The organism is Imperialibacter sp. (assembly GCF_040222385.1).
Classification (GTDB): Bacteria; Bacteroidota; Bacteroidia; order Cytophagales; family Cyclobacteriaceae; genus Imperialibacter.
Genome location: NZ_JAVKDF010000002.1, coordinates 78221 through 97311, shown reverse-complemented (window position 1 = coordinate 97311; position 19091 = coordinate 78221). Strand labels below are relative to the sequence as shown.

The following is a 19091-nucleotide window of genomic DNA, read 5'->3' as shown; positions in this document are numbered from 1 at the left end:
CTAAAGTAGTCGGGTGATGATCTGCTCTTCGGTTATTCCCTCCGATTCTGCTTTGAAGTTACGCACTATTCTGTGTCTGAGGATCGGCTCCGCTACGGATTGGACATCTTCGATGTCCGGAGAATACTTGCCGTTCATAAGTGCATTGCATTTTGCGCCAAGCACAAGAAACTGAGATGCCCTTGGGCCTGCGCCCCACTCCAGGTACTGCTTAGCAAGCTCATCTCCTCCGTCGTTCGGTCTGGTTTTATGAACCAGCTTCACAGCGTACTCGATCACATTATCTGCGACAGGAACTCTTCGCACCAGCTGCTGATAGTATTTGATCTCGTCGGCCGTCATTACTTGATCTACAGACTGTACCCGCTCCGAAGTAGTGTTCTTCACAATCTCAATTTCGGAGGCCAGCGTGGGGTAATCAAGGTTGATATTGAACATAAACCGATCTAGCTGCGCTTCAGGCAGTGGGTAGGTGCCTTCTTGTTCGATGGGGTTTTGTGTTGCCAAAACGAAGAAAGGCTTTTCAAGAGGGTGGTTTTTACCGCCAATGGTTACTGAGTATTCCTGCATCGCCTCTAACAACGCAGACTGAGTCTTTGGAGGGGTTCTGTTTATCTCGTCGGCCAGAATGATGTTAGCGAAAATGGGGCCGAATATGAATTTGAAGTTTCGTTCCTTATCAAGTGTTTCAGCTCCCAGAATATCGGAGGGCATTAAGTCAGGAGTAAACTGTATCCTGTTAAACTTCAAATGCAGCGCCGACGCCATTGTGTGAATAAGCAGGGTTTTAGCCAGGCCAGGCACTCCTACCAGAAGAGAATGCCCCTGACAGAAAATAGACGAAATTAATAGCTTAACGACCTTGTCCTGACCAACTATTACTTTCGAAACTTCTTTTGTTAACTGTAGATATGACTGGTGAAAAGCATCAGCGGCCTCTTTGTCGTTTTTAAACTGAACCATTGTTTATCAGTAATTCTCTTTTAAAAGATTGCAGAAGTCGAATTCTGGATCAACGTCAATGTACACATCTCCCTGTGCTTTACGAAACCACTCAGATAGAATCTTATTTTTTTTGGCGCTTAGTGTAGCCTGATAAATCTTCTGGAAATCTTGCTCCAGGTTTGCCTGGTGGGGCGAAACCTTGTCTTTGTAGTAGATCAGTCTCAAAGCCTGAGTCCCGTCATCTAGCCTGTAGTCAATGGGTGCAGTAATGTTGCCAACCTTCATCGTGTCTAAAGTAAAGAAAAGCACTGGGTCGATTTCTTCAACGGAAACTCTCGGAGCTCCGGTACCATCAAGCAGAAAACCGCCGTCGGAAGCTGTCGCCTTGTCATCACTATATTCTTTCGCTGCCTTTTCAAACGTTATTGTCTTTGCCTCAATTTGCGTTTTTAGGCTGTCCAGGTAGTCCCGGGAGGCTTTAATGTCAGCAGGAGAGGGCACAGGAATCATCAGGATGTGCCGACTGTTGTAGGTGTTTCCCCTTCTTTCTACAAGTTGTATGATATGAAACCCAAAGTCGGTTTCAACTGGCATAGAAATCTCTCCCGGCTGCATGCTAAGCGCAGTGGCTTCAAACTCCGGTGCCAAATCTCCCCGTCTGAAGAACCCGAGCTCACCATTGTTTCTCCTCACACTTGGATCCATAGAATACTGCTGAGCAAGTGTGGCCATGCTTTCGCCGGCAAGGATTTTATTTCTGATCGAAATTAATTGCGTGCGAATCTTTTCTTTTTCCACTTCCCCAGGCTCAGGAATTTTTACGATTTGCCCAATAGTCACTTCGGTTGAGAAGAAAGGTAACGAGTCGACAGGAATGGTTTTGAAAAACTTCTTCACTTCTGCTGGCGTCACAGTCAAATCTTTGGTGATGGTTCCCTGCATTTTTTCCACAACCATCTGCTCCTTTACGCTCTCACGAAGTTCGTCTTTGAACTGATCTATGGTTTTCCCGTAGAATTCTTCGAGCCTTTCCTCTGAGCCAACCTGATTGATGAAGAATTGCAGTCTGCGATCCAAATTACTTTCCACATCACCATCTTCCACCATCACAGAGTCGATTTCAGCTTTGGCTACAAGCATTTTATTGATAACCAGGGTTTCCAAGGCGTCGCATCTGGTGATACCTGTAATATCGTTTCTCGATAGCATTTCCAGGTAGGATTTTTCCATGTCCGACCTTAATATGATATAGTTATCGACCTTAGCGATGATCTCATCCAATACCATGGTTTGTTGTCCCATTACTTTCAGGGATGCCACCGCAGTCAAAGCCAGTGAAAGTGCGAATATTCTAGTTCCTGTAAATTTCAAATTCATCGTTTTGTTGCGCCTCGTTTATGATCTCTTCTTCCAGTTTCTTAGCGAGCTCAATTTTACGCTTATTAAGAATAATATTAACTATGTCTTCTCTGATAAACTCCAACGGAGAAACCTGATCAGAGATTTTGTATTCAAGCAGTTTTATGAAGTAAATAAATTTGTCATCCGACGACTCGACGAAAGAATTATCCCGCAAAAACTGAACTTTGTTGGGAATGGTGGCAAGCGGCGTGCTTTTCACCACCTCATCAAAGTTGAGCCAGGCGTTGTCCTCAAGTGAGGAGGATATTGCAAACCTGAAGCAATATGACTTGATTTCTTCCATGTCGGAGTCGGGGTAACTTCTTAACAGACCCCGGATTCGTGAAATTCGTGGGGCCTCCTTGGGAATTTTGACAAAGAGGCACTTGATAATATTCTGCTTCAGCAGAAAGTTCTCAAACTTATCATCGTAATAGGTTTGTATTTCCTGCTCAGAAACCTCCTTGCTAAGGCGCCTGCTGATCTCATATTTTTCAAACTCATGCACCATGAGGGCATATTTATAGTCAAGCACTTTGCGTTCGATTTCTGCTTCGTTGAATTCTATCTTCGAAGACGCCTTGGCAATCATGAGTTGTTTTTTTATCCAACCATCAACGTACTTCTCAACAAGCTTGACACTGTCTTCAGGAGATAAATTTTCAGGAGCAATTCCCGTGAGGTCCGCTTTATAGAGGTAAGTGTCAAACACACGTGCTACCGGAATTTCCTGAACATTAGCTTCCTCTCCTGATTTTAGCTTTATGAACTCGCAGCTATGCAGTAGAGAAACGAAGAGAATAAAAGGAAGGTATCTAATTTTCATTAAGTTGTTTTACTACATTTTTCCAAGCCCTGCCGTTCACCTTTACCGGGTACTTTGCCTTCAGCTCATTTAGCCACGTGGTTTCCAGAAATTCCTGGTAATCTGAAACCACTTTGCCTTTGACCTCTACCAGATCTTTTCGGGCAGACTGCTGTATATTCCTTATATACATTATCCTCGAGAAGGCGCCGTCGTTGACGAAATGAATCCCCGCCTTCCAGTATTCTTTGGGAACCAGATTGTTGTCTTTCTCAAGTAGAGTATTTGAAACCTTCAAAGATAGCGTATCCGGGCCATTGAAATATTTTTCCAACACACTTTTTGATCGGGTGAGCAATTCAATTTGCGAGGAGTTGATTTCATCTTCGATAAAGCCGACCCTTGACACCACCTCGGGAAATGCCGTCTTTATTTCCTGAGTGGATTTTTTGTTTGCGTAAATGAACAGGCCTAAGGTGTCAATCGAACTGAATACCTCTGCAAGACCAGCCTTTGTTACTTCCCATTCTGGTGAGGTGCCAACGGTGTACTTTCTTAAAAGAAACAATGTGTCGATGGAAGAACCCATCAGGCTTTCCAGCACTTGTTTTTCACCTTCAATGCTCAATATCTCTGCCCGTTCATTCCATATATAATCATCCCTGTGCTCTGAGAAAAAGTTGTTCAAGCCCACCGTATCGGTGTTTGCCATCTGCCACACCTTTTCATTCATGACCTCAAACAGCAGAGTGCCATCAAAGTACTCATTGTACAAAAACCGGTAAGCTGGATTAGTGGCATAGAGTTGCTGGAGCTCGATGTCTTCCAGTTTCTCGAGTAAGAAATCGTCCCAAAGCTCAGCAGCATATTTTTCAGCCGTTAGGTGGCTGCTTTTCTTTTGGTTTACCTCCACATACCTAAAGAAATCTTCAGTTGTCAATTGGGTCTCGGCTGCGCTAAACAAAACTTTTTTCAATTCAGAGCCTCCGGCATCGTAAGACCAATTGCCCTCAGTGAGCCTGCCATCCAGCAGTGAGAAGGCGGCTTCTTTCTGCTCAACAAAAACCTTCACGTTTAGGCGACTGATCAAACTATCAACAGTTTGATCATTTCTGCTGGAGGCACGGTCGTCGCCCGAAATGCGTGATTCGATCATTGCCCTCACTTCTTCCAAAGGTGGTACTGGCTTTCTCTCCACCAGTTTGATGATGTGCCACCCATTTTGTGCCTTGAGAGGCTCAGAAATGTCGCCGGGCTTGTTCAAACCACTTGCCGCCGTATAAAATGATGCTGGTAGCTGCCTAAAGGTTAGCCAGGGTAGTTCTCCACCTTTGCTTTTGTTGGAGGCTTCGTCGCTGTATTGTGCTACCAAGGTGTTCCAGTCTTCACCTTTGTCGAGTTTTGCTTTTACCTCCGTAGCCCTGGTGTACGCCAATGTTGAATCGGCATTCATTTTGAAGAATATATGGGCGAGTTTAATAGACCCCAGGGCTTTTCGCCTTGAATGGACATATACAACGTGGTAACCGAACGATGTTTTGAACGGGTCAGATACTTTTCCGGGCGCTGTTTTAAAGGCCGCATTTTCGAAGGGGTACACCATTTGGAAGGCTCCAAAATAACCCAAATAGCCATTGTTTTGCGCAGCCGACGGATCTTGCGAATATTGTTTGGCCAGGGTGGCAAATGATTCTCCATTACCTACCCTTTTTTTGATGTCAAGGAGTAGGTTGTATGCTTTGAGGGTATCTTCGGGTGAGGCATTCGCTGGTACTTCTATGAGAATATGGGAAGCCTCCACCTCCTCAAGGGTGCGGCTGTAAGCTTCTCTGACCAGCTCCTCGTTAATGAGGTTTTCGGTCAGGTAAGGTTTTGCCAATTGTTTTTTGTAGCCAGCCATTTCCTCAACAAATGCTGGCTTTTTATCATAACCAAGTGCTTTTGCCTCCTTTACCTTGAGCCGGAAATTGACATAGAGCTTGAAGTAGTCGTCAAGTTCTTTCTCTGTGAAAGACCCGGAAGTCGCCTGCCGGTTTTTGTTGAAGGCATAGAGAAACTCGTCTGTCGAAAAGGTTTCGTCACCAATCTGAAATAGGTGATCATCTTTCTGGGAGAGTAACGGATTGGATAGACCAAATGAAAAAATGAAAAAGGCAAAAAGGACTCCCTTGGGCTTCATTATTCTGTTCGAGGTGTTTTGACTATTTGTTAAAATCCTTCGTGAGTCTGCAAACATTGTAACCATTGGACTGGTAGAATTCGATTTTATCCATGATCCGGTTAACGAGCATCAGGCCAATGCCTCCCTTTTTCTTGGTTCTGATAATATCTGACAGCGAGGGCTCTTTGTACTGAGCCATGTTGAATGCCTCACCGTGGTCTTTTATTTCGAATACTGTCGTTTTATCTGCTTTGAATTCGACCGAAATTTCAATCGACTCGTTGGCATCGCACCCATGGGAATGAATGATAAGGTTAGCGCACACCTCGTCCACAGCAAGCACAACCTTGTGACTTTCCACATCGGAAAGGCCATGCTGCCTCAGCAAATCGTCAACGAATTGACGAATCTCCTGAAGTTTATCAGTACTGCACGATGCCTTATAATTATATAACATTTAATAAACCCTTAGCGGACTTTTCGTCATCAACAATTTTTAAAAGCTGATCGAGACCCAAAATTTGAAAAACATGGAAAACCTTGTCCTGCAAGCCGAAAATAACCATGTTAATTTCCTTTATTTCCAGTTCTTGTATGTACGACATAAATACTCCCAGTCCTGCAGAAGAAATATAGTTAAGCCCAGAGCAGTCGATCATTATTTTTTTGAAGCCATCAGATACAGCGTTCTGGATGGTTGCATCGAGCTGAATAGATGAACTTGCATCCACTTCGCCTCCAACGCTAATGCACACATACTCTTTGTCTTCTGCTGTAGAGATTTCAATCATTTTTTAGTTTTTACGGATTCAACACTTTTAACGTTTTCATGCCCAGTGAACTTTACGATGAGCATGGTATAATCATCGTCCAACGATCGTTTTCCACAGAAATCGTATAAATCATCAATGATCCCGTCCTTTATTTTGTCGGGCGATAGGTTAGCATGCTTAAGTAGAGAGGTGCGGAGGCGATCGTAGCCAAATTCCTCCTGGTTCTGATTAGTGGCTTCCGTAATACCGTCAGTGTATAACACAAACACATCCTCCGGCTTATAGTAGAACTCATTAACCTGAACATAGTCTTCGAAGGAAGAGTTTCGTAATATCCCCAACCCCAGACCCTTATTTTTGAAGAAGCTGGTCTCCCTTGTACGGCCATCCAGATATAAAGTTGGGCAGTGCCCTGCTCTGGTGAACCTGACGATTTTACTTTTTGTATCAATAATGAAATAGGAAGCAGTAATAAACGAGGTTTTTTCAAGGCACCTACTTAATGCACTGTTGGCTTGTACCATAAACTCCTTCGGCTCCAGGTCGAGCTGGGCAAGGCTGTGGAAAATCCCCTTCATCTGGCTCATATGGAAGGCGGCTGACGTGCCTTTGCCGGAAACGTCGGCTATGATAAGGGCTACTTTATTGTCGTTGATGCGAAAGGTGTCGTAATAATCGCCCCCTACTTCATCGGCAGCCATAGAAAATGCCGTGATGTTATAGTCGTGGTTTTTATCCAGCGTTTGAGGTAAAAGGCTTTTTTGAACCCGGGAGGCAATTTTCAGCTCTTCCTTGTACCGTTCGTTTTCCAGGGCCTCGTTTAACAGGCGAAAGTTTTCAATCGAAATACTCGCCTGATTCACATAGGTGTTAATGATGTCGATCATTTCCTTGTTGAAGGAGTCATCGACCTCTTTTAGCAAGGCAAGTGTCCCTATTTGCTCGTTTTTAACAATGATCGGATAAACCAGTATTGACTTGAAGGGCACCTTTTTCAGCGTAGCAGTTAGCTTTTGACTGGTAGGGTTCCGTTCAAGTTCGGAATTGAGGATGCGTTTGAGCGTGCTGTTTTGAGCCGCCTCCTTTATTTTATCAATGAGGTCTGGGTTGAGGTTTCTTACCAGCAACTCCTGCTTGCCAGCTTTGGCATCAGTCACTTCTAGCCAGGCAGCGTCGGCAAACACAGCGCTTACAGCACTATCAAGCAGTATTTCGAAGACCTGTTCTTCCTTTTGTCCGGTTGGGATGGTCTGGCTCAGCCGCTGAAAATTTATTACCTCTTCAAGCTTGCTCTCAAAAACAGATGACGTGGGAAGGTTAAACAGGATGACAAGGACTGAAAAAACTGAATAAATGAAGATGAAGGCGAAGACAGCCAGTACAAAAACATTGTTCAGCAGGTCAGTAATGAGCACGGACTCGTTGGAATATCCAACCAGGCTCATGAAGAAGTACCACAGATAAATGATGACCAGCAGCAGAAACAAGATGCTTTTCCACTTTTGCTTGAAATTGAGATAGGCGACCCATTTCAAATTGACAGACAAGATCAACCCAATGCCAACGAGCAAGAGAATTACTGTGTTAAATGGAACGTCGAATAACTTGTATCCGGAAAACTCAAAGGCTAGACTTAGAAAAAGAAAATATTCAAAGAACTGCCAGGTGCGGAGTAGTTTTTTTGATTTTTGATAAAGGATCAGCCTTTTCCAAACGATAAAGGTGGAAATCAAAAACGCCAGGATCAGTCCCAGGTTGACCAGATAAAAGAAGTTGATCAGCAGGATATTCTTGGTGAGCATAGAGCCTCCAAAAACATAGAAAAAGAACTTGATCGACAGTGAAACGATGGTAGTAAGGAGCCCCGTTACAAATACCCGCCACAACAGATCGATGAAATTGATGCTCTCTGCCTTGCCAATGCTGTAGCGATAATAAACGCCAACAGACAAGATAAAAAGGATGAGAAAAGCGTGGGGTAAAAACTGGGGTATACCCAATGAGGCGTTGTTCTTCTGATCGAAAAGGATCGACAGGTTGGTCAATAGCAGCAACGTCCAGAATATAATTCCGAAGGCTATGCTAAGTCTGACGATGCTTTTGTTCGACAACATCCAATAGTGTTACACCTGTTTGACAGGGCAATTTAAATAAATCACTAATTACTGTAAAAATATAAAAGCTGCCCAAAGACAGCTTTTATTATGCTATGGTGATAATTATTATCTCGACGAATAATTGGGAGCCTCTCTGGTGACGGCAATATCATGCGGATGACTTTCACGCACACCAGCGGCAGTAATTTTCACAAAATGGGCTTTCTGCAAGTCTTCGATGCCAGCAGCACCACAATAGCCCATGCCCGCCTTCAGTCCGCCAACGAGTTGGTATAGAACTTCCGACACCAGGCCTTTGAAAGGAACACGGCCAACAATACCTTCCGGCACCAGTTTCTTCACGTCGTCCTCAGCATCCTGGAAGTAACGGTCTTTTGAGCCACTTTCCATGGCTTCGACTGAGCCCATTCCTCTGTATGTCTTGAATTTCCTTCCTTCGTAAATAATGATCTCCCCGGGTGCCTCTTCTGTCCCAGCCAGTAGCGACCCAATCATGATGCTGCTGGCACCACCTGCAATGGCCTTCACCAGGTCACCAGAGAAGCGGACGCCGCCGTCGGCAATGACTGGCACCCCGCTGCCCTTGATAGCCTCTGCGGACTCTACCACTGCTGATAGCTGAGGTACGCCCACACCAGCTATGATTCTGGTGGTGCAGATACTGCCAGGGCCAACGCCTACCTTCACGGCGTCGGCACCTGCATCAACAAGCGCTTTGGCCGCTTCGCCAGTAGCAATGTTTCCGACAATCATATCAAGGTCGGGATAGGCCTTCTTCACCCTTTTGGCGGTGTCAATAACCCCCTTTGAATGGCCATGTGCGGTATCGATACTGATCACATCAACGCCCGCTTTTATCAACAAATCGACCCGATCCAAAATGTCCTCTGTAACGCCCACCGCAGCTCCTACTCTCAGCCTGCCAAACTCATCCTTACATGCGTATGGACGATCCTTTTTCTTTAAAATGTCTTTATAGGTAATTAAGCCACTCAGTCTGCCCGACTTGTCGACGATGGGAAGCTTCTCAATTTTAAACTCCTGCAAAATATCCTCAGCCTGCGCAAGGTCGATGCCCACATCTGCAGTAATCAGCTTACCTGTGGTCATTACGTCCTTTACCGGCACGTTCATTTTTTTCTGAAAGCGCAAATCCCGGTTGGTAATGATGCCTACCAGTTTTCGATCTCCGTCAATGACCGGAATACCCCCAATCTTGAATTCACGCATGATAGCGACGGCATCGCCTACTGTCGAGTTCACATCAAGCGTGATGGGATCGAGGATCATGCCACTTTGAGAGCGCTTCACTTTTCGCACCTGCTCGGCCTGGGCCTCTATCGACATGTTTTTGTGAATGAAACCAAGGCCGCCTTCTAAGGCCATAGCAATGGCAAGAGAATATTCGGTGACCGTGTCCATAGCCGCAGACACCAGGGGCACATTAAGTCTGATATTTCTGGTAAGTTGCGTCGAAGTATCTGTCTGACGTGGAAGTACTTCAGAATACGCTGGGAGCAATAGTACGTCGTCGTAAGTGAGCGCTTCGTACTTGAACTTGGAGTTATTGAGGGCCATTTGCAAATAATAATTTACGTGATATTATTTGCGGGGCAAAATTAAAGATATTAAAGATTATTCGGAACGGTTAGTTCGAAATTAATTTTAACGAAAGAATATTTGGGCATGGAGTGGTTTTTGGAAGGATTGAAGAGTGGCGTGCAACAAATGACCTGGCTGGAGGCAATAGCCGTATTCTTTGGGCTTTTGAGCGTGTGGTATTCCATGAGGAGAGACATTTTGGTTTTCCCTACCGGAATAGTAAGTACTGTTATTTTTGTCTATATCTGCTTTCCAGCCAAGCTTTATGCCGACATGGCCATCAATGTTTATTACACTGCCATGAGTGTGTATGGATGGATTCTTTGGAGTAAAAAGAACCCTGGAGAAGAAGCGCTTCCGGTGAGTTATAACAGCCGACGGGAAAATGTAATTACCTTTTTTTTCCTGGGTGGATCATTTGCATTCTGGTATTACATCCTTACTCAGCATACTGACAGTGACGTACCTCTTTGGGACTCCTTGACGACGGCAATTTTCATCGTGGGCATGTGGCTAATGGCAAAAAAGAAAGTGGAGAACTGGATCGCCTGGATTCTCGGCGACCTGATTTCCGTGCCACTTTACTTCTACAAAGGGCTATTGCTGGCCAGCTTTCAGTTTTTCATTTTCACAATAATTGCCGTGGTGGGACTTGTCGCCTGGATAAATGATGTGAAGCGACAAAAACAAAAGGCTGTATGATTAAGAGGATAGGCATCATCGGCCCCGAATCAACAGGCAAGTCAACTTTGAGCCAGCAGCTGGCGACACATTTCCACACACAGTGGGTACCCGAGTTTGCCAGGCAATACCTTATCGACATTAATCGACCGTACGAGGAAAGTGATTTGCTGGCTATTGCAAAAGGTCAGAAAGAGAAAGAGGAGCAGTTGTTTCGAAGCGCCAACAGGTTTTTGTTTTGCGACACAACACTTATCGTTGTGAAAGTGTGGAGTGAACACAGTTATGGCCGATGTGACCCCTGGATTGAAGAGCAGGTTGATCAGATGCAATACGATTATTTTTTGCTGACCGACATTGACATGCCCTGGGAAGAAGACTCTCAGAGGGAGCATCCGCATATGCGAAAGTATTTTTTTGACATTTACCAAACCTACCTCGAAAAGGAATGTCTCCCTTATACGTTAGTCAGTGGGAATGAGGAAGAAAGGCTACAATTAGCCATTGCGAAAGTAGCCTCGCTGACAGCTTGAAATTGGCTCCTTTTCCAGGCTGCCGGATTCACCGATTTGATTCCTACCTAAATTCTTCCTTACCTTAGCAGCGTAATTTTACCAGGGGTGCCCTACCTGCCAGTTGGCGGGATAAGTTCGGGCTGAGATTATACCCTTTGAACCTGATCCGGGTAATGCCGGCGCAAGGGAAAGGAGGTGAAACGTTAAGGTGGCAGAAACCCCTTGATGCCACTGATGTTTAACCGAAAAATTTAAAGTACATGTTTAACAAAAAAATGTTGGTCGTCAGCTTATGGCTGGCACTAACGGCTGTGTTCGCCACGGCGAACGCAAGTGCACAGTCGCTTTCAGGCAAAGTGACTGATGCAGAAACGAATGAGGCCCTTCCGGGAGCTAATGTGGTCGTTGTACAAAGTGGAAAAGGAGTTTCTACCAATAATTTGGGCAACTACTACCTGACAGGACTGTCTAAAGGGCAGGTGACCATCAAAGTGTCTTTTGTAGGGTATGAAACGGTCGAGAAAGCAATTTCAGGTGGTACAGAGGAAGTCATGAACTTTGGCCTTTCCAAAGACTTGCTGCTTGATGAAGGCATCATTGTGTCCTCAACACGGGCCAATGAGAAAACGCCGATGACATTTTCCACTATTTCCAACAAGGAAATAAAGGCACAAAACCTTGGCCAGGACATGCCGATGCTGGTCAACTGGTCACCATCCGTGGTGACTACCTCCGATGCAGGTGCTGGAGTTGGCTATACCGGTATCCGGATCAGGGGAAGCGACGCTACCCGGATCAATGTGACCATCAATGGAGTTCCGCTCAATGATTCAGAATCGCATGGCACTTTCTGGGTCAATACGCCCGATTTGGCGTCATCTACCAACAATATTCAGATCCAGAGGGGCGTGGGTGCTTCGACCAATGGAGCAGGGGCGTTTGGTGCCACCATCAACCTCCAAACTTCCATGCCTTCTACCGAAGGTTTTGGTGAAATCAACAACTCATTTGGATCGTTCGGCACAAGAAAACACAACATTGTGTACAACACCGGCTTGATCAAGGATCACTGGTCGTTTGAAGGCAGGCTGTCAAAAATTGCGTCGGATGGTTATATAGACCGGGCGTCTTCTGATTTGCAGTCATACTTCCTTTCAGGAGGGTATTACGGCAAGAAAACCATTGTGAAAGCGCTGGTTTTTGGAGGCAAAGAAGTAACCTACCAGTCGTGGTGGGGTACGCCTGAAGCGAGGCTCAACAACGACGAAGAAGGTATGCAGGAAGTGATCGCCAACAACGGGTATTCGCAGGCTCAGGCAGACAACTTGCTCAACTCGGGCCGCACTTTCAACTACTATCAGTACGACAACGAGGTTGATAACTATCAGCAAGACCACTACCAACTGCACCTGACTCACCAACTGAGCAAAGAGTGGTCGGTGAATGGTGCATTGCATTACACTTATGGCCGGGGCTACTATGAGCAGTACCGGGAGGGCGACGACTTTTCTGACTATGGGCTCAACCCGATCGTAACAGAAAACACCACCATTGAGACGACAGATTTGATTCGCCGTCGCTGGCTGGACAATGATTTCTACGGGTTTACCTATAGCATCAACTACAGTGGCCAGAAGTGGCAGACAACGTTGGGCGGAGGCCTCAACGTGTATGATGGAGATCACTTTGGCGAGATCATTTGGGCCAGGTATGCAAGCAATTCCGAAATCAGAGACAGGTATTACCAAAGCAATGCGCTGAAGAAGGACTTCAATAGCTACCTGAAAGCCAACTATCAACTTACCGACAGGTTGAATGCCTACGGCGATCTGCAAATTCGTACGATTGGCTACACTGCCGAAGGGGTTGACAGCGACCAGGCCGCTATTGATGTGGACAAGAATTTCTTCTTTTTTAATCCAAAGGCAGGCCTTACTTATGCCCTTGAGGGGACTTCCCAGCTTTATGCCTCCTACAGTGTGGCACACAGAGAGCCAATTCGAAGCGACTTCATCGATGCTCCTGCTGGAAAAGTGCCGTCGCCTGAGATGCTGGGCAACTGGGAAGCTGGATACAAAACGGCCGGTGAGCGCTACTCGGCTGGTGCCAACTTCTATCTGATGGACTACAAAGATCAGTTGGTATTGACTGGCGAGGTTAACGACGTAGGCTCGTCCGTCCGTACCAATGTAGCCGACAGCCACAGGGCAGGTATCGAACTACAGGGCTCTTTACAGCTAACCAACCAGCTAACCTGGAATGCCAATCTGACGCTGAGCAGAAACAAGATCAAGGAGTTCACAGAAGTGCTTTACGACTACGGCACCAACTTTGACGAATACAACGAGATCAGAAATGTTTATAACGACACTGACATCTCTTTCTCTCCCAATGTCATTGCAGGGTCTCAGCTTTTCTACCGCCCGTTCCCGGCCTTTGAAGCAGGGCTGCTTACCAAGTATGTTGGCCGCCAATACATGGACAACACACATATGGAGTCCCGGTCTATCGATCCTTACTTTGTGAATGACCTTCGCTTTACCTATGAGTGGAAGCCGGCCTGGGTAGACAGGATAGGGCTCAGCTTGCTGGTGAACAACGTATTCAGCACGCTATACTCTTCCAATGGATATACCTTCGGGTACTTCGGGGGAGCTTATGAGGTGCGAGAAAACTACTATTATCCTCAGGCAACGAGGAACTTTCTGGCAGCTTTATCTGTGAGGTTTTAATGGAGTTCATACCGTTTGCTGAAGCCAAAAAACTTGATCACCATCAGGTGATTGGAGTAGACTGCTTCCTTCCAGGCAGGCTCAATTTGAGCCACTGGAGGGGAGCAGGCCCTCCTGCTGAACTGGCCGAGGACACCAGTGCTGCCATTGCTATCAATGCTGTGGTAAAAGGCGCCGTTCCAGTTGAAGCGAGGTTTGTCACCAATAACCACTTTGATGTCGATGGGTTTATTGGCATTTGGTCGCTGCTGAACCCGAAACTGGCGCTAATGCACCAGCAGTTGTTAAAGGCAATGGCTTTGCTTGGCGATTTCAGGGAGCTCCCGAAAGATGGAGCGTTTGCTGATCAGGCGCTGAAACTTGTGGCATGGCTGAATAGCGTAGAAAAGAAAAAGTTTTATGCCCCTTTCGGAAAAGCTTATTTGGAAGAGGAGGCATGTGTTGAAAAGTACATCTTCTTTTTGTCAGCGTTTGAAAAAGTTTTGAATGACCCGGAGGTGTTTCGAGCCGATTGGGAAGAGGAATATGAGATGGTCAGACAGCACTTATCGCTATTGGCCAATCAGGGTAGTTTGAAGTTCTATGAAGACATAAGGCTGTTGGTGGTTCGTGCTCCAAGGCCACTTCATTATTATGCTCTTTTTGGAAAGTCGGCGCAGGCAGACATGGTGCTGACCATTTACCCGGAAAACCTGTATGAGTTAGAGTATAAATACACGACATGGGTAGACGCCTACGGCCGAAACCCGTACCCCAGGATTAACTTTCAGCTACTCATTGAAAAGCTAAATGGTTTGGAAACTTGCGGTGAAAAGTGGACAGGTGCCGATGTGACAGACACCGGGCCTATTCTTCGTCTTGGCCCTTCGATCAAAGACAAGGAAATACGTTTCGATCACCCTTTTAACAGGCAGTTCTATTCGTCGTCTATTCATCCGGAGTTGCTAGAAAACACTATCGTTTCTTTTTACCGCCACGCTTACCAGTCAACAGAGCCAAAGGAAATATGGGCCTGGCAGGAGATTCGACAAGTGAACGACGAGCTTATGAAAACATGGAAGAAATAATCATCTTCGTGTCGTTGTCAATCACTGTTAATGTCTTCGCACCATATCGTACGGGATGAACAAGAGCCGGCTTTGTTGACGCTGAATGCCGCATGGCTTCGTGACGAAACGCTGGCGAGTCTGCTGGAGTGGAGTCCGACGATTGTGGTGCCCGCCGGGGAGCTGGAGGTGTTAATCACCCTGGGAATCAAGCCCGATGTAGTGGTGGCGACCCATGAAGAGAAAATTCAACACGCCGTCGCCTGGGAAGCTTTCGCCCCCCTGACCATTTTGGAAAGAACAAGCGGACAGAATACTATCGTTGCTGCTCTTCATTACCTTTTGGCAAAACGACACAAAGCTGTCAATATTTTTTCCTCGCCATTTGACCTTTCCCTTTCGGAGTTTGCGCTCTTTTTCGCCAATATGGACATTGTGTTCTATACAGAGACAAGCCGATGGTTGTGGCTGCGAAGTGGGCAATACAACAAGTGGTTGCCAGCAGGCGCCAGGCTTACCGTTCGGCCACTCAATGAGCCGCAGGAGTTTATGTGGAGCGGTTTTACGACAAAGCCATCTCAGAACCCATTAAACAAGATGGCTCTTGACGTTGAAAAGGATGAAATGGTCTCTATTTCTTCGAATTTGCCCTTTCTCCTTGAGGAACAACTTTAGCCTACCCGTCCTCTGATCATCCTGTCTTTGCCATTGATGTCCTGTCGCAGTTCGATATTTGAGTAGCTCAATGAATCAAGCAGGTCTTTCATTTCCTTTCCGAAGGCTTCATTGATTTCGAAATAAAGCCAGCCTCCGTTTTTCAGGCCAGTGCGTGCCAGCCCGGCAATTTTTCTGTAAAAGATGAGCGGGTCGTCGTCCCCAACAAATAGTGCCAGGCTGGGATCAAATGCCAATACGTTTTTGCCCATTAAAGGCTTTTCTGAATGTCTCACGTAAGGGGGATTGCTAACGATGATATTAAAAGCCCCTTTATCGATCATTGCCTCCAGAATATTGGCATGTTTGAATTGGATCTCAGCTCCCAGCTTGCTCGCATTCTTTCTGGCAACTGCCAAGGCTGGTTCGGAAACATCCCAGCCCTCACACTGAAAGGTCGGCATTTCCAGCTTAGCACTGATGGGAATGCAGCCACTGCCGGTGCCTATGTCCAGAAGCTTTGCTCTGTCAGGTTTTTCATGAGAATTGACGATCCAGTGTACAAGTTCCTCTGTTTCAGGGCGGGGAATCAACACCTCTTTATTCACCTGAAATTTTCTGCCATAGAACCAGCCGTAACCTACCACATGTTGCACCGGCTCTTCATTTTTGAGCCTTTTAACTGCTTCTTCAAGCACGTCGAGATCGAAGTCCGACAACTCCAGTGGTTTCTTAGCCAGTCTTTCTTTGGCAGTAACTGCCAAAGTTCCTTCCAGCAGGTAATCCGTGATGCTTTGTGCTTCATTGGCGCCATAAATCAGGATCAATTGATTGGCCACTTCGGTGAATAGTTTGTCGGCAGAAGTAATAGCGGGGATAGGCAAGGCAATAAATTTTTTTGTCTCACAATTTATGTCAAATTTATGAGGCAAATGGCAATTGATTTGGAACAACACCAAGTATTCATGCGACGGGCCATTGAACTGGCGCAGTTAGGTTTGGGCAGTGCAAGTCCCAATCCATTGGTTGGCTGCGTGATAGTGAAAGACGGCCATGTCATTGGAGAAGGTTGGCACCGAAAATACGGAGAGGCACATGCCGAAGTAAACGCTGTGAATGCGGCAAAAGACCCTGAGCAGCTTCAAGGCGCCACTGTGTATGTCACACTTGAGCCCTGCTCCCACTTTGGCAAAACACCCCCCTGCGCCGATCTGCTTATCAGCAAGCAGGTGGCGGAAGTGATGGTGGCCGTTGAGGATCCCAACCCGCAAGTGGCCGGCAGAGGAATAGAGAAGCTAAAACAAGCAGGGATCACAGTGCAAGTGGGATTGCTGGCTGAGGAGGCTACGTGGCTGAACCGGCGGTTTTTAACTGCGATGAAAGATCACAGGCCCTACATCATCCTAAAATGGGCACAAACCATGGATGGTTTTGTTGCCCGGGAAAACCATGACTCGAAGTGGATCAGCAACGCCTATTCAAGAAAGCTGGTGCACAAGTGGCGGACGGAAGAGGACGCTATTTTGGTAGGGAGCAATACTGTGGCATATGACAACCCTCAGCTGACGGCAAGGGATTGGCCAGGCAATAATCCTGTGCGGGTAGTGCTGGATCCTGGTGATGAGTTGGATGGTAACTACCATGTACTTGACGGAAGTGTTTCCACGATCATTTATACAACGATACAAGAATCGATAGACGCCAACCTTGAGCTTGTGAAGGTCGATGCACATCATTATTTACCCGAGGTGTTAGCCGATCTTCGAAGAAGAAACATCCGATCGGTGATTATTGAGGGAGGTGCCAAAACGCTCGAATCGTTCATAGAAATGAACCTTTGGGACGAGGCCAGGGTTTTTTATGCACCCACGACATTTACGACAGGTATAAAGGCTCCAGTTTGCGGAGGGACTATTTTAAGGAAAGAAGATATTTTAGGCGATACATTCATTACTTACACAAGAAACTAATGGCAGAAACGCTGTTTATTCCCAAAGAAGCTACCAAGCAAGACAAATACGAAGCACTTGTACCGCAGATTGAAGCACTCATCGGGGGAGAACCTGATCTCACGGCCAACCTGGCCAATATTTCCGCCGCATTAAAATATGGGATGGGTTTCTTTTGGGTTGGTTTCTATATGGTCAAAGAAGACCAGCTAGTACTAGGGCCGTTTCAGGGGCCAATCGCTTGTACCAGAATCAACCTGGGTAAAGGCGTTTGTGGCTCTTCGTGGAAAGAGGCCAGGACTTTTATTGTGCCGGATGTTGATCAGTTTCCCGGTCACATTGCCTGTAGCGGCGATTCAAAATCGGAAATTGTGCTGCCCATCGTCAGGGCCGGTAAAGTGCTTGGCGTGCTCGATGTGGACAGCGACAAACTCAATGAGTTTGACGAGGTAGACCAGCGCTACCTCGAACAAATCATTGAAATGCTTCAAATTACTTCTTAACTACCAGTGTGCTGGCAATCATGTCGTGAAGCGCTTGTTTCTTTTCTGTAAAGCCCGCCATGATATACCCGATGCCCAGGATCATTGAAGAAACAATCTTGCCCAGGTTCCGGAGCAGGGCTTTGCCAAAATCGAGTTTGTTACCGTCTGCATCCGTAACTTTCAGGCCGAGTGCGATTTTACCGACAGTGGCTTGGCTTTTGCTCGATTCCATCAAGGAGAAATAGAGCACTTGAATAGCAAACGTGATGAAAATGGTGACGCTCATTACGCTAGCAAAAGCAGCTATCATACCCACGGCCTCTTCTGTGCTCATCGAGTCATCAAATAAGCCGGGTGTGGTGGCAAAGCCAAAGCCCAGCGCTGCAAAAATTGGTAGTAAAACGAAAGATTGAGCTACATAAACAATTATATAGTCGATAATGTAGGCTACAAATCGCAGCCAAAATCCAGCATAATTAGTAGATGACATAGTGTGTAAGGGTTGGTTTTTATGAAAAGATATAAATTTCTTTTCACTAAACCACCTTTGTGGAAGCGAATGCTTTAGGCCAGCCTGGCAATCACCGTTTTGCCGCCAGTTGTTTTGTCGTTGATGTTGACTTCAATTTTGGCATCAAGCGGTAAAAAAACATCAACTCTCGAACCGAATTTAATAAAGCCAAATTCTTCTCCCTGGGTCAGTTGATCGCCTTCTTTCACATACCATTTGATACGGCGGGCCACTGCGCCGGCTATTTGGCGGAACAGCACTTTCACACCCTTGTCGTTTTCCATCACCACGGTCGTTCTTTCGTTTTCGGTACTCGACTTGGGGTGCCAGGCAACAAGGTATTTTCCGGGGTGGTATTTAAAAAAGCTTACTTTTCCTTTGATGGGAGCCCGGTTGACATGCACGTTAAGAGGCGACATAAAAATAGAAATCTGTATGCGCTCGTCTTTCAGGCATTCGTCTTCCGTGGTTTTTTCAATCACCACCACTTTTCCTTCGGCAGGTGCATAAACAGCTCTAGGGTCTTCGGGAGTCACGCATGTTGGAAGCCTGAAAAACTGAAGAACAAGAAGGTAGATCACTATGCTGGCAGCAAGCACCAGGGTATGAACAAGCGACATTGCCACATAATTGAAAACTACGTAGTTCAAGCCGATGAAAATAATCGCCATTACCAGCAATAATGTTCTACCTTCTTTGTGTATGGTCATACTA

The 19091-nt window shown here is 46.1% G+C and carries 18 protein-coding genes and 1 riboswitch; of the genes, 7 read left to right on the top strand and 11 right to left on the bottom strand.

The window, feature by feature from the left end:
- The 8 genes from RIG68_RS00490 to guaB form a co-directional block, all read right to left on the bottom strand.
- Positions 1 to 963, bottom strand: coding sequence for an AAA family ATPase (locus RIG68_RS00490; RefSeq protein WP_350096614.1), 963 nt, complete (start codon positions 961 to 963; stop codon positions 1 to 3).
- Between the two features lie 6 nt (positions 964 to 969).
- Positions 970 to 2322, bottom strand: a complete 1353-nt coding sequence (locus RIG68_RS00485) for a peptidylprolyl isomerase (RefSeq protein ID WP_350072958.1) — start codon at positions 2320 to 2322, stop codon at positions 970 to 972.
- Positions 2297 to 3172 carry a peptidyl-prolyl cis-trans isomerase gene (locus RIG68_RS00480; protein WP_350117690.1) on the bottom strand — a complete coding sequence of 292 codons (876 nt, stop codon included), beginning with the start codon at positions 3170 to 3172 and terminating at the stop codon, positions 2297 to 2299. The genes RIG68_RS00485 and RIG68_RS00480 overlap by 26 nt, the downstream gene beginning before the upstream one ends.
- The gene (locus RIG68_RS00475) at positions 3162 to 5330 is read right to left on the bottom strand and encodes a peptidylprolyl isomerase (protein ID WP_350117688.1); all 2169 of its coding nucleotides are present in this window, start codon (positions 5328 to 5330) and stop codon (positions 3162 to 3164) included. Before RIG68_RS00475 ends, RIG68_RS00480 begins: the two co-directional genes overlap by 11 nt.
- 22 nt (positions 5331 to 5352) lie before the next feature.
- A complete protein-coding gene (locus tag RIG68_RS00470) occupies positions 5353 to 5769 on the bottom strand; it encodes an ATP-binding protein (protein WP_151997748.1) in 417 nt (138 codons plus the stop codon).
- Positions 5759 to 6103, bottom strand: coding sequence for an STAS domain-containing protein (locus tag RIG68_RS00465; RefSeq protein WP_151997747.1), 345 nt, complete (start codon positions 6101 to 6103; stop codon positions 5759 to 5761). The genes RIG68_RS00470 and RIG68_RS00465 overlap by 11 nt, the downstream gene beginning before the upstream one ends.
- A complete protein-coding gene (locus tag RIG68_RS00460; RefSeq protein ID WP_350072963.1) occupies positions 6100 to 8199 on the bottom strand; it encodes a GAF domain-containing SpoIIE family protein phosphatase in 2100 nt (699 codons plus the stop codon). The genes RIG68_RS00465 and RIG68_RS00460 overlap by 4 nt, the downstream gene beginning before the upstream one ends.
- 108 nt (positions 8200 to 8307) lie before the next feature.
- The gene (guaB, locus tag RIG68_RS00455) at positions 8308 to 9780 is read right to left on the bottom strand and encodes an IMP dehydrogenase (protein WP_151997745.1); all 1473 of its coding nucleotides are present in this window, start codon (positions 9778 to 9780) and stop codon (positions 8308 to 8310) included.
- A gap of 108 nt (positions 9781 to 9888) precedes the next feature.
- Here guaB and pnuC point away from each other — a divergent pair, with 108 nt between their 5' ends.
- From pnuC to RIG68_RS00430, 5 genes are all read left to right on the top strand, one after another.
- Positions 9889 to 10506 (top strand): nicotinamide riboside transporter PnuC, encoded by a 618-nt coding sequence (pnuC, locus tag RIG68_RS00450; RefSeq protein ID WP_350117686.1) that lies wholly within the window; start codon positions 9889 to 9891, stop codon positions 10504 to 10506.
- Positions 10503 to 11018 carry an AAA family ATPase gene (locus RIG68_RS00445; RefSeq protein ID WP_350117684.1) on the top strand — a complete coding sequence of 172 codons (516 nt, stop codon included), beginning with the start codon at positions 10503 to 10505 and terminating at the stop codon, positions 11016 to 11018. Before pnuC ends, RIG68_RS00445 begins: the two co-directional genes overlap by 4 nt.
- 73 nt (positions 11019 to 11091) lie before the next feature.
- Positions 11092 to 11207: riboswitch (TPP riboswitch) on the top strand.
- A gap of 53 nt (positions 11208 to 11260) precedes the next feature.
- Positions 11261 to 13732 (top strand): TonB-dependent receptor, encoded by a 2472-nt coding sequence (locus tag RIG68_RS00440; RefSeq protein WP_350117682.1) that lies wholly within the window; start codon positions 11261 to 11263, stop codon positions 13730 to 13732.
- Positions 13732 to 14799: a DUF6687 family protein gene (locus RIG68_RS00435; RefSeq protein WP_350117680.1), complete on the top strand. Its 1068-nt coding sequence runs from the start codon at positions 13732 to 13734 to the stop codon at positions 14797 to 14799. The genes RIG68_RS00440 and RIG68_RS00435 overlap by 1 nt, the downstream gene beginning before the upstream one ends.
- A gap of 30 nt (positions 14800 to 14829) precedes the next feature.
- A complete protein-coding gene (locus RIG68_RS00430; protein ID WP_350117678.1) occupies positions 14830 to 15453 on the top strand; it encodes a hypothetical protein in 624 nt (207 codons plus the stop codon).
- On the opposite strand, the gene prmC is transcribed toward RIG68_RS00430, so the two are convergent.
- The gene (prmC, locus tag RIG68_RS00425; protein WP_350117676.1) at positions 15450 to 16316 is read right to left on the bottom strand and encodes a peptide chain release factor N(5)-glutamine methyltransferase; all 867 of its coding nucleotides are present in this window, start codon (positions 16314 to 16316) and stop codon (positions 15450 to 15452) included. The genes RIG68_RS00430 and prmC overlap by 4 nt on opposite strands.
- A gap of 48 nt (positions 16317 to 16364) precedes the next feature.
- On the opposite strand from prmC, the gene ribD reads away from it, so the two are divergent.
- Together ribD and msrC are read left to right on the top strand one after the other, a co-directional pair.
- Positions 16365 to 17402: a bifunctional diaminohydroxyphosphoribosylaminopyrimidine deaminase/5-amino-6-(5-phosphoribosylamino)uracil reductase RibD gene (gene ribD / locus RIG68_RS00420; RefSeq protein WP_350117674.1), complete on the top strand. Its 1038-nt coding sequence runs from the start codon at positions 16365 to 16367 to the stop codon at positions 17400 to 17402.
- Positions 17402 to 17884: a free L-methionine (R)-S-oxide reductase MsrC gene (gene msrC / locus RIG68_RS00415; protein WP_350117672.1), complete on the top strand. Its 483-nt coding sequence runs from the start codon at positions 17402 to 17404 to the stop codon at positions 17882 to 17884. The genes ribD and msrC overlap by 1 nt, the downstream gene beginning before the upstream one ends.
- On the opposite strand, the gene RIG68_RS00410 is transcribed toward msrC, so the two are convergent.
- Positions 17874 to 18356: an RDD family protein gene (locus tag RIG68_RS00410; RefSeq protein ID WP_151997737.1), complete on the bottom strand. Its 483-nt coding sequence runs from the start codon at positions 18354 to 18356 to the stop codon at positions 17874 to 17876. The two genes, msrC and RIG68_RS00410, sit on opposite strands and share 11 nt — an antisense overlap.
- Before the next feature lie 74 nt (positions 18357 to 18430).
- Positions 18431 to 19087, bottom strand: coding sequence for a phosphatidylserine decarboxylase family protein (locus RIG68_RS00405; RefSeq protein WP_350117670.1), 657 nt, complete (start codon positions 19085 to 19087; stop codon positions 18431 to 18433).
- Positions 19088 to 19091: the final 4 nt, after the last annotated feature.

Coding starts and splice junctions, on each gene's coding strand:
- RIG68_RS00435 (WP_350117680.1), top strand. CDS start 13,732: ATGGAGTTCATACCGTTTGCTGAAGCCAAAAAACTTGATCACCATCAG.
- RIG68_RS00440 (WP_350117682.1), top strand. CDS start 11,261: ATGTTTAACAAAAAAATGTTGGTCGTCAGCTTATGGCTGGCACTAACG.
- RIG68_RS00445 (WP_350117684.1), top strand. CDS start 10,503: ATGATTAAGAGGATAGGCATCATCGGCCCCGAATCAACAGGCAAGTCA.
- RIG68_RS00465 (WP_151997747.1), bottom strand. CDS start 6,103: ATGATTGAAATCTCTACAGCAGAAGACAAAGAGTATGTGTGCATTAGC.
- RIG68_RS00475 (WP_350117688.1), bottom strand. CDS start 5,330: ATGAAGCCCAAGGGAGTCCTTTTTGCCTTTTTCATTTTTTCATTTGGT.
- guaB (WP_151997745.1), bottom strand. CDS start 9,780: ATGGCCCTCAATAACTCCAAGTTCAAGTACGAAGCGCTCACTTACGAC.
- RIG68_RS00485 (WP_350072958.1), bottom strand. CDS start 2,322: ATGAATTTGAAATTTACAGGAACTAGAATATTCGCACTTTCACTGGCT.
- RIG68_RS00410 (WP_151997737.1), bottom strand. CDS start 18,356: ATGTCATCTACTAATTATGCTGGATTTTGGCTGCGATTTGTAGCCTAC.
- RIG68_RS00430 (WP_350117678.1), top strand. CDS start 14,830: ATGTCTTCGCACCATATCGTACGGGATGAACAAGAGCCGGCTTTGTTG.
- ribD (WP_350117674.1), top strand. CDS start 16,365: ATGGCAATTGATTTGGAACAACACCAAGTATTCATGCGACGGGCCATT.
- pnuC (WP_350117686.1), top strand. CDS start 9,889: ATGGAGTGGTTTTTGGAAGGATTGAAGAGTGGCGTGCAACAAATGACC.
- RIG68_RS00405 (WP_350117670.1), bottom strand. CDS start 19,087: ATGACCATACACAAAGAAGGTAGAACATTATTGCTGGTAATGGCGATT.
- RIG68_RS00460 (WP_350072963.1), bottom strand. CDS start 8,199: ATGTTGTCGAACAAAAGCATCGTCAGACTTAGCATAGCCTTCGGAATT.
- msrC (WP_350117672.1), top strand. CDS start 17,402: ATGGCAGAAACGCTGTTTATTCCCAAAGAAGCTACCAAGCAAGACAAA.
- RIG68_RS00480 (WP_350117690.1), bottom strand. CDS start 3,172: ATGAAAATTAGATACCTTCCTTTTATTCTCTTCGTTTCTCTACTGCAT.
- RIG68_RS00490 (WP_350096614.1), bottom strand. CDS start 963: ATGGTTCAGTTTAAAAACGACAAAGAGGCCGCTGATGCTTTTCACCAG.
- RIG68_RS00470 (WP_151997748.1), bottom strand. CDS start 5,769: ATGTTATATAATTATAAGGCATCGTGCAGTACTGATAAACTTCAGGAG.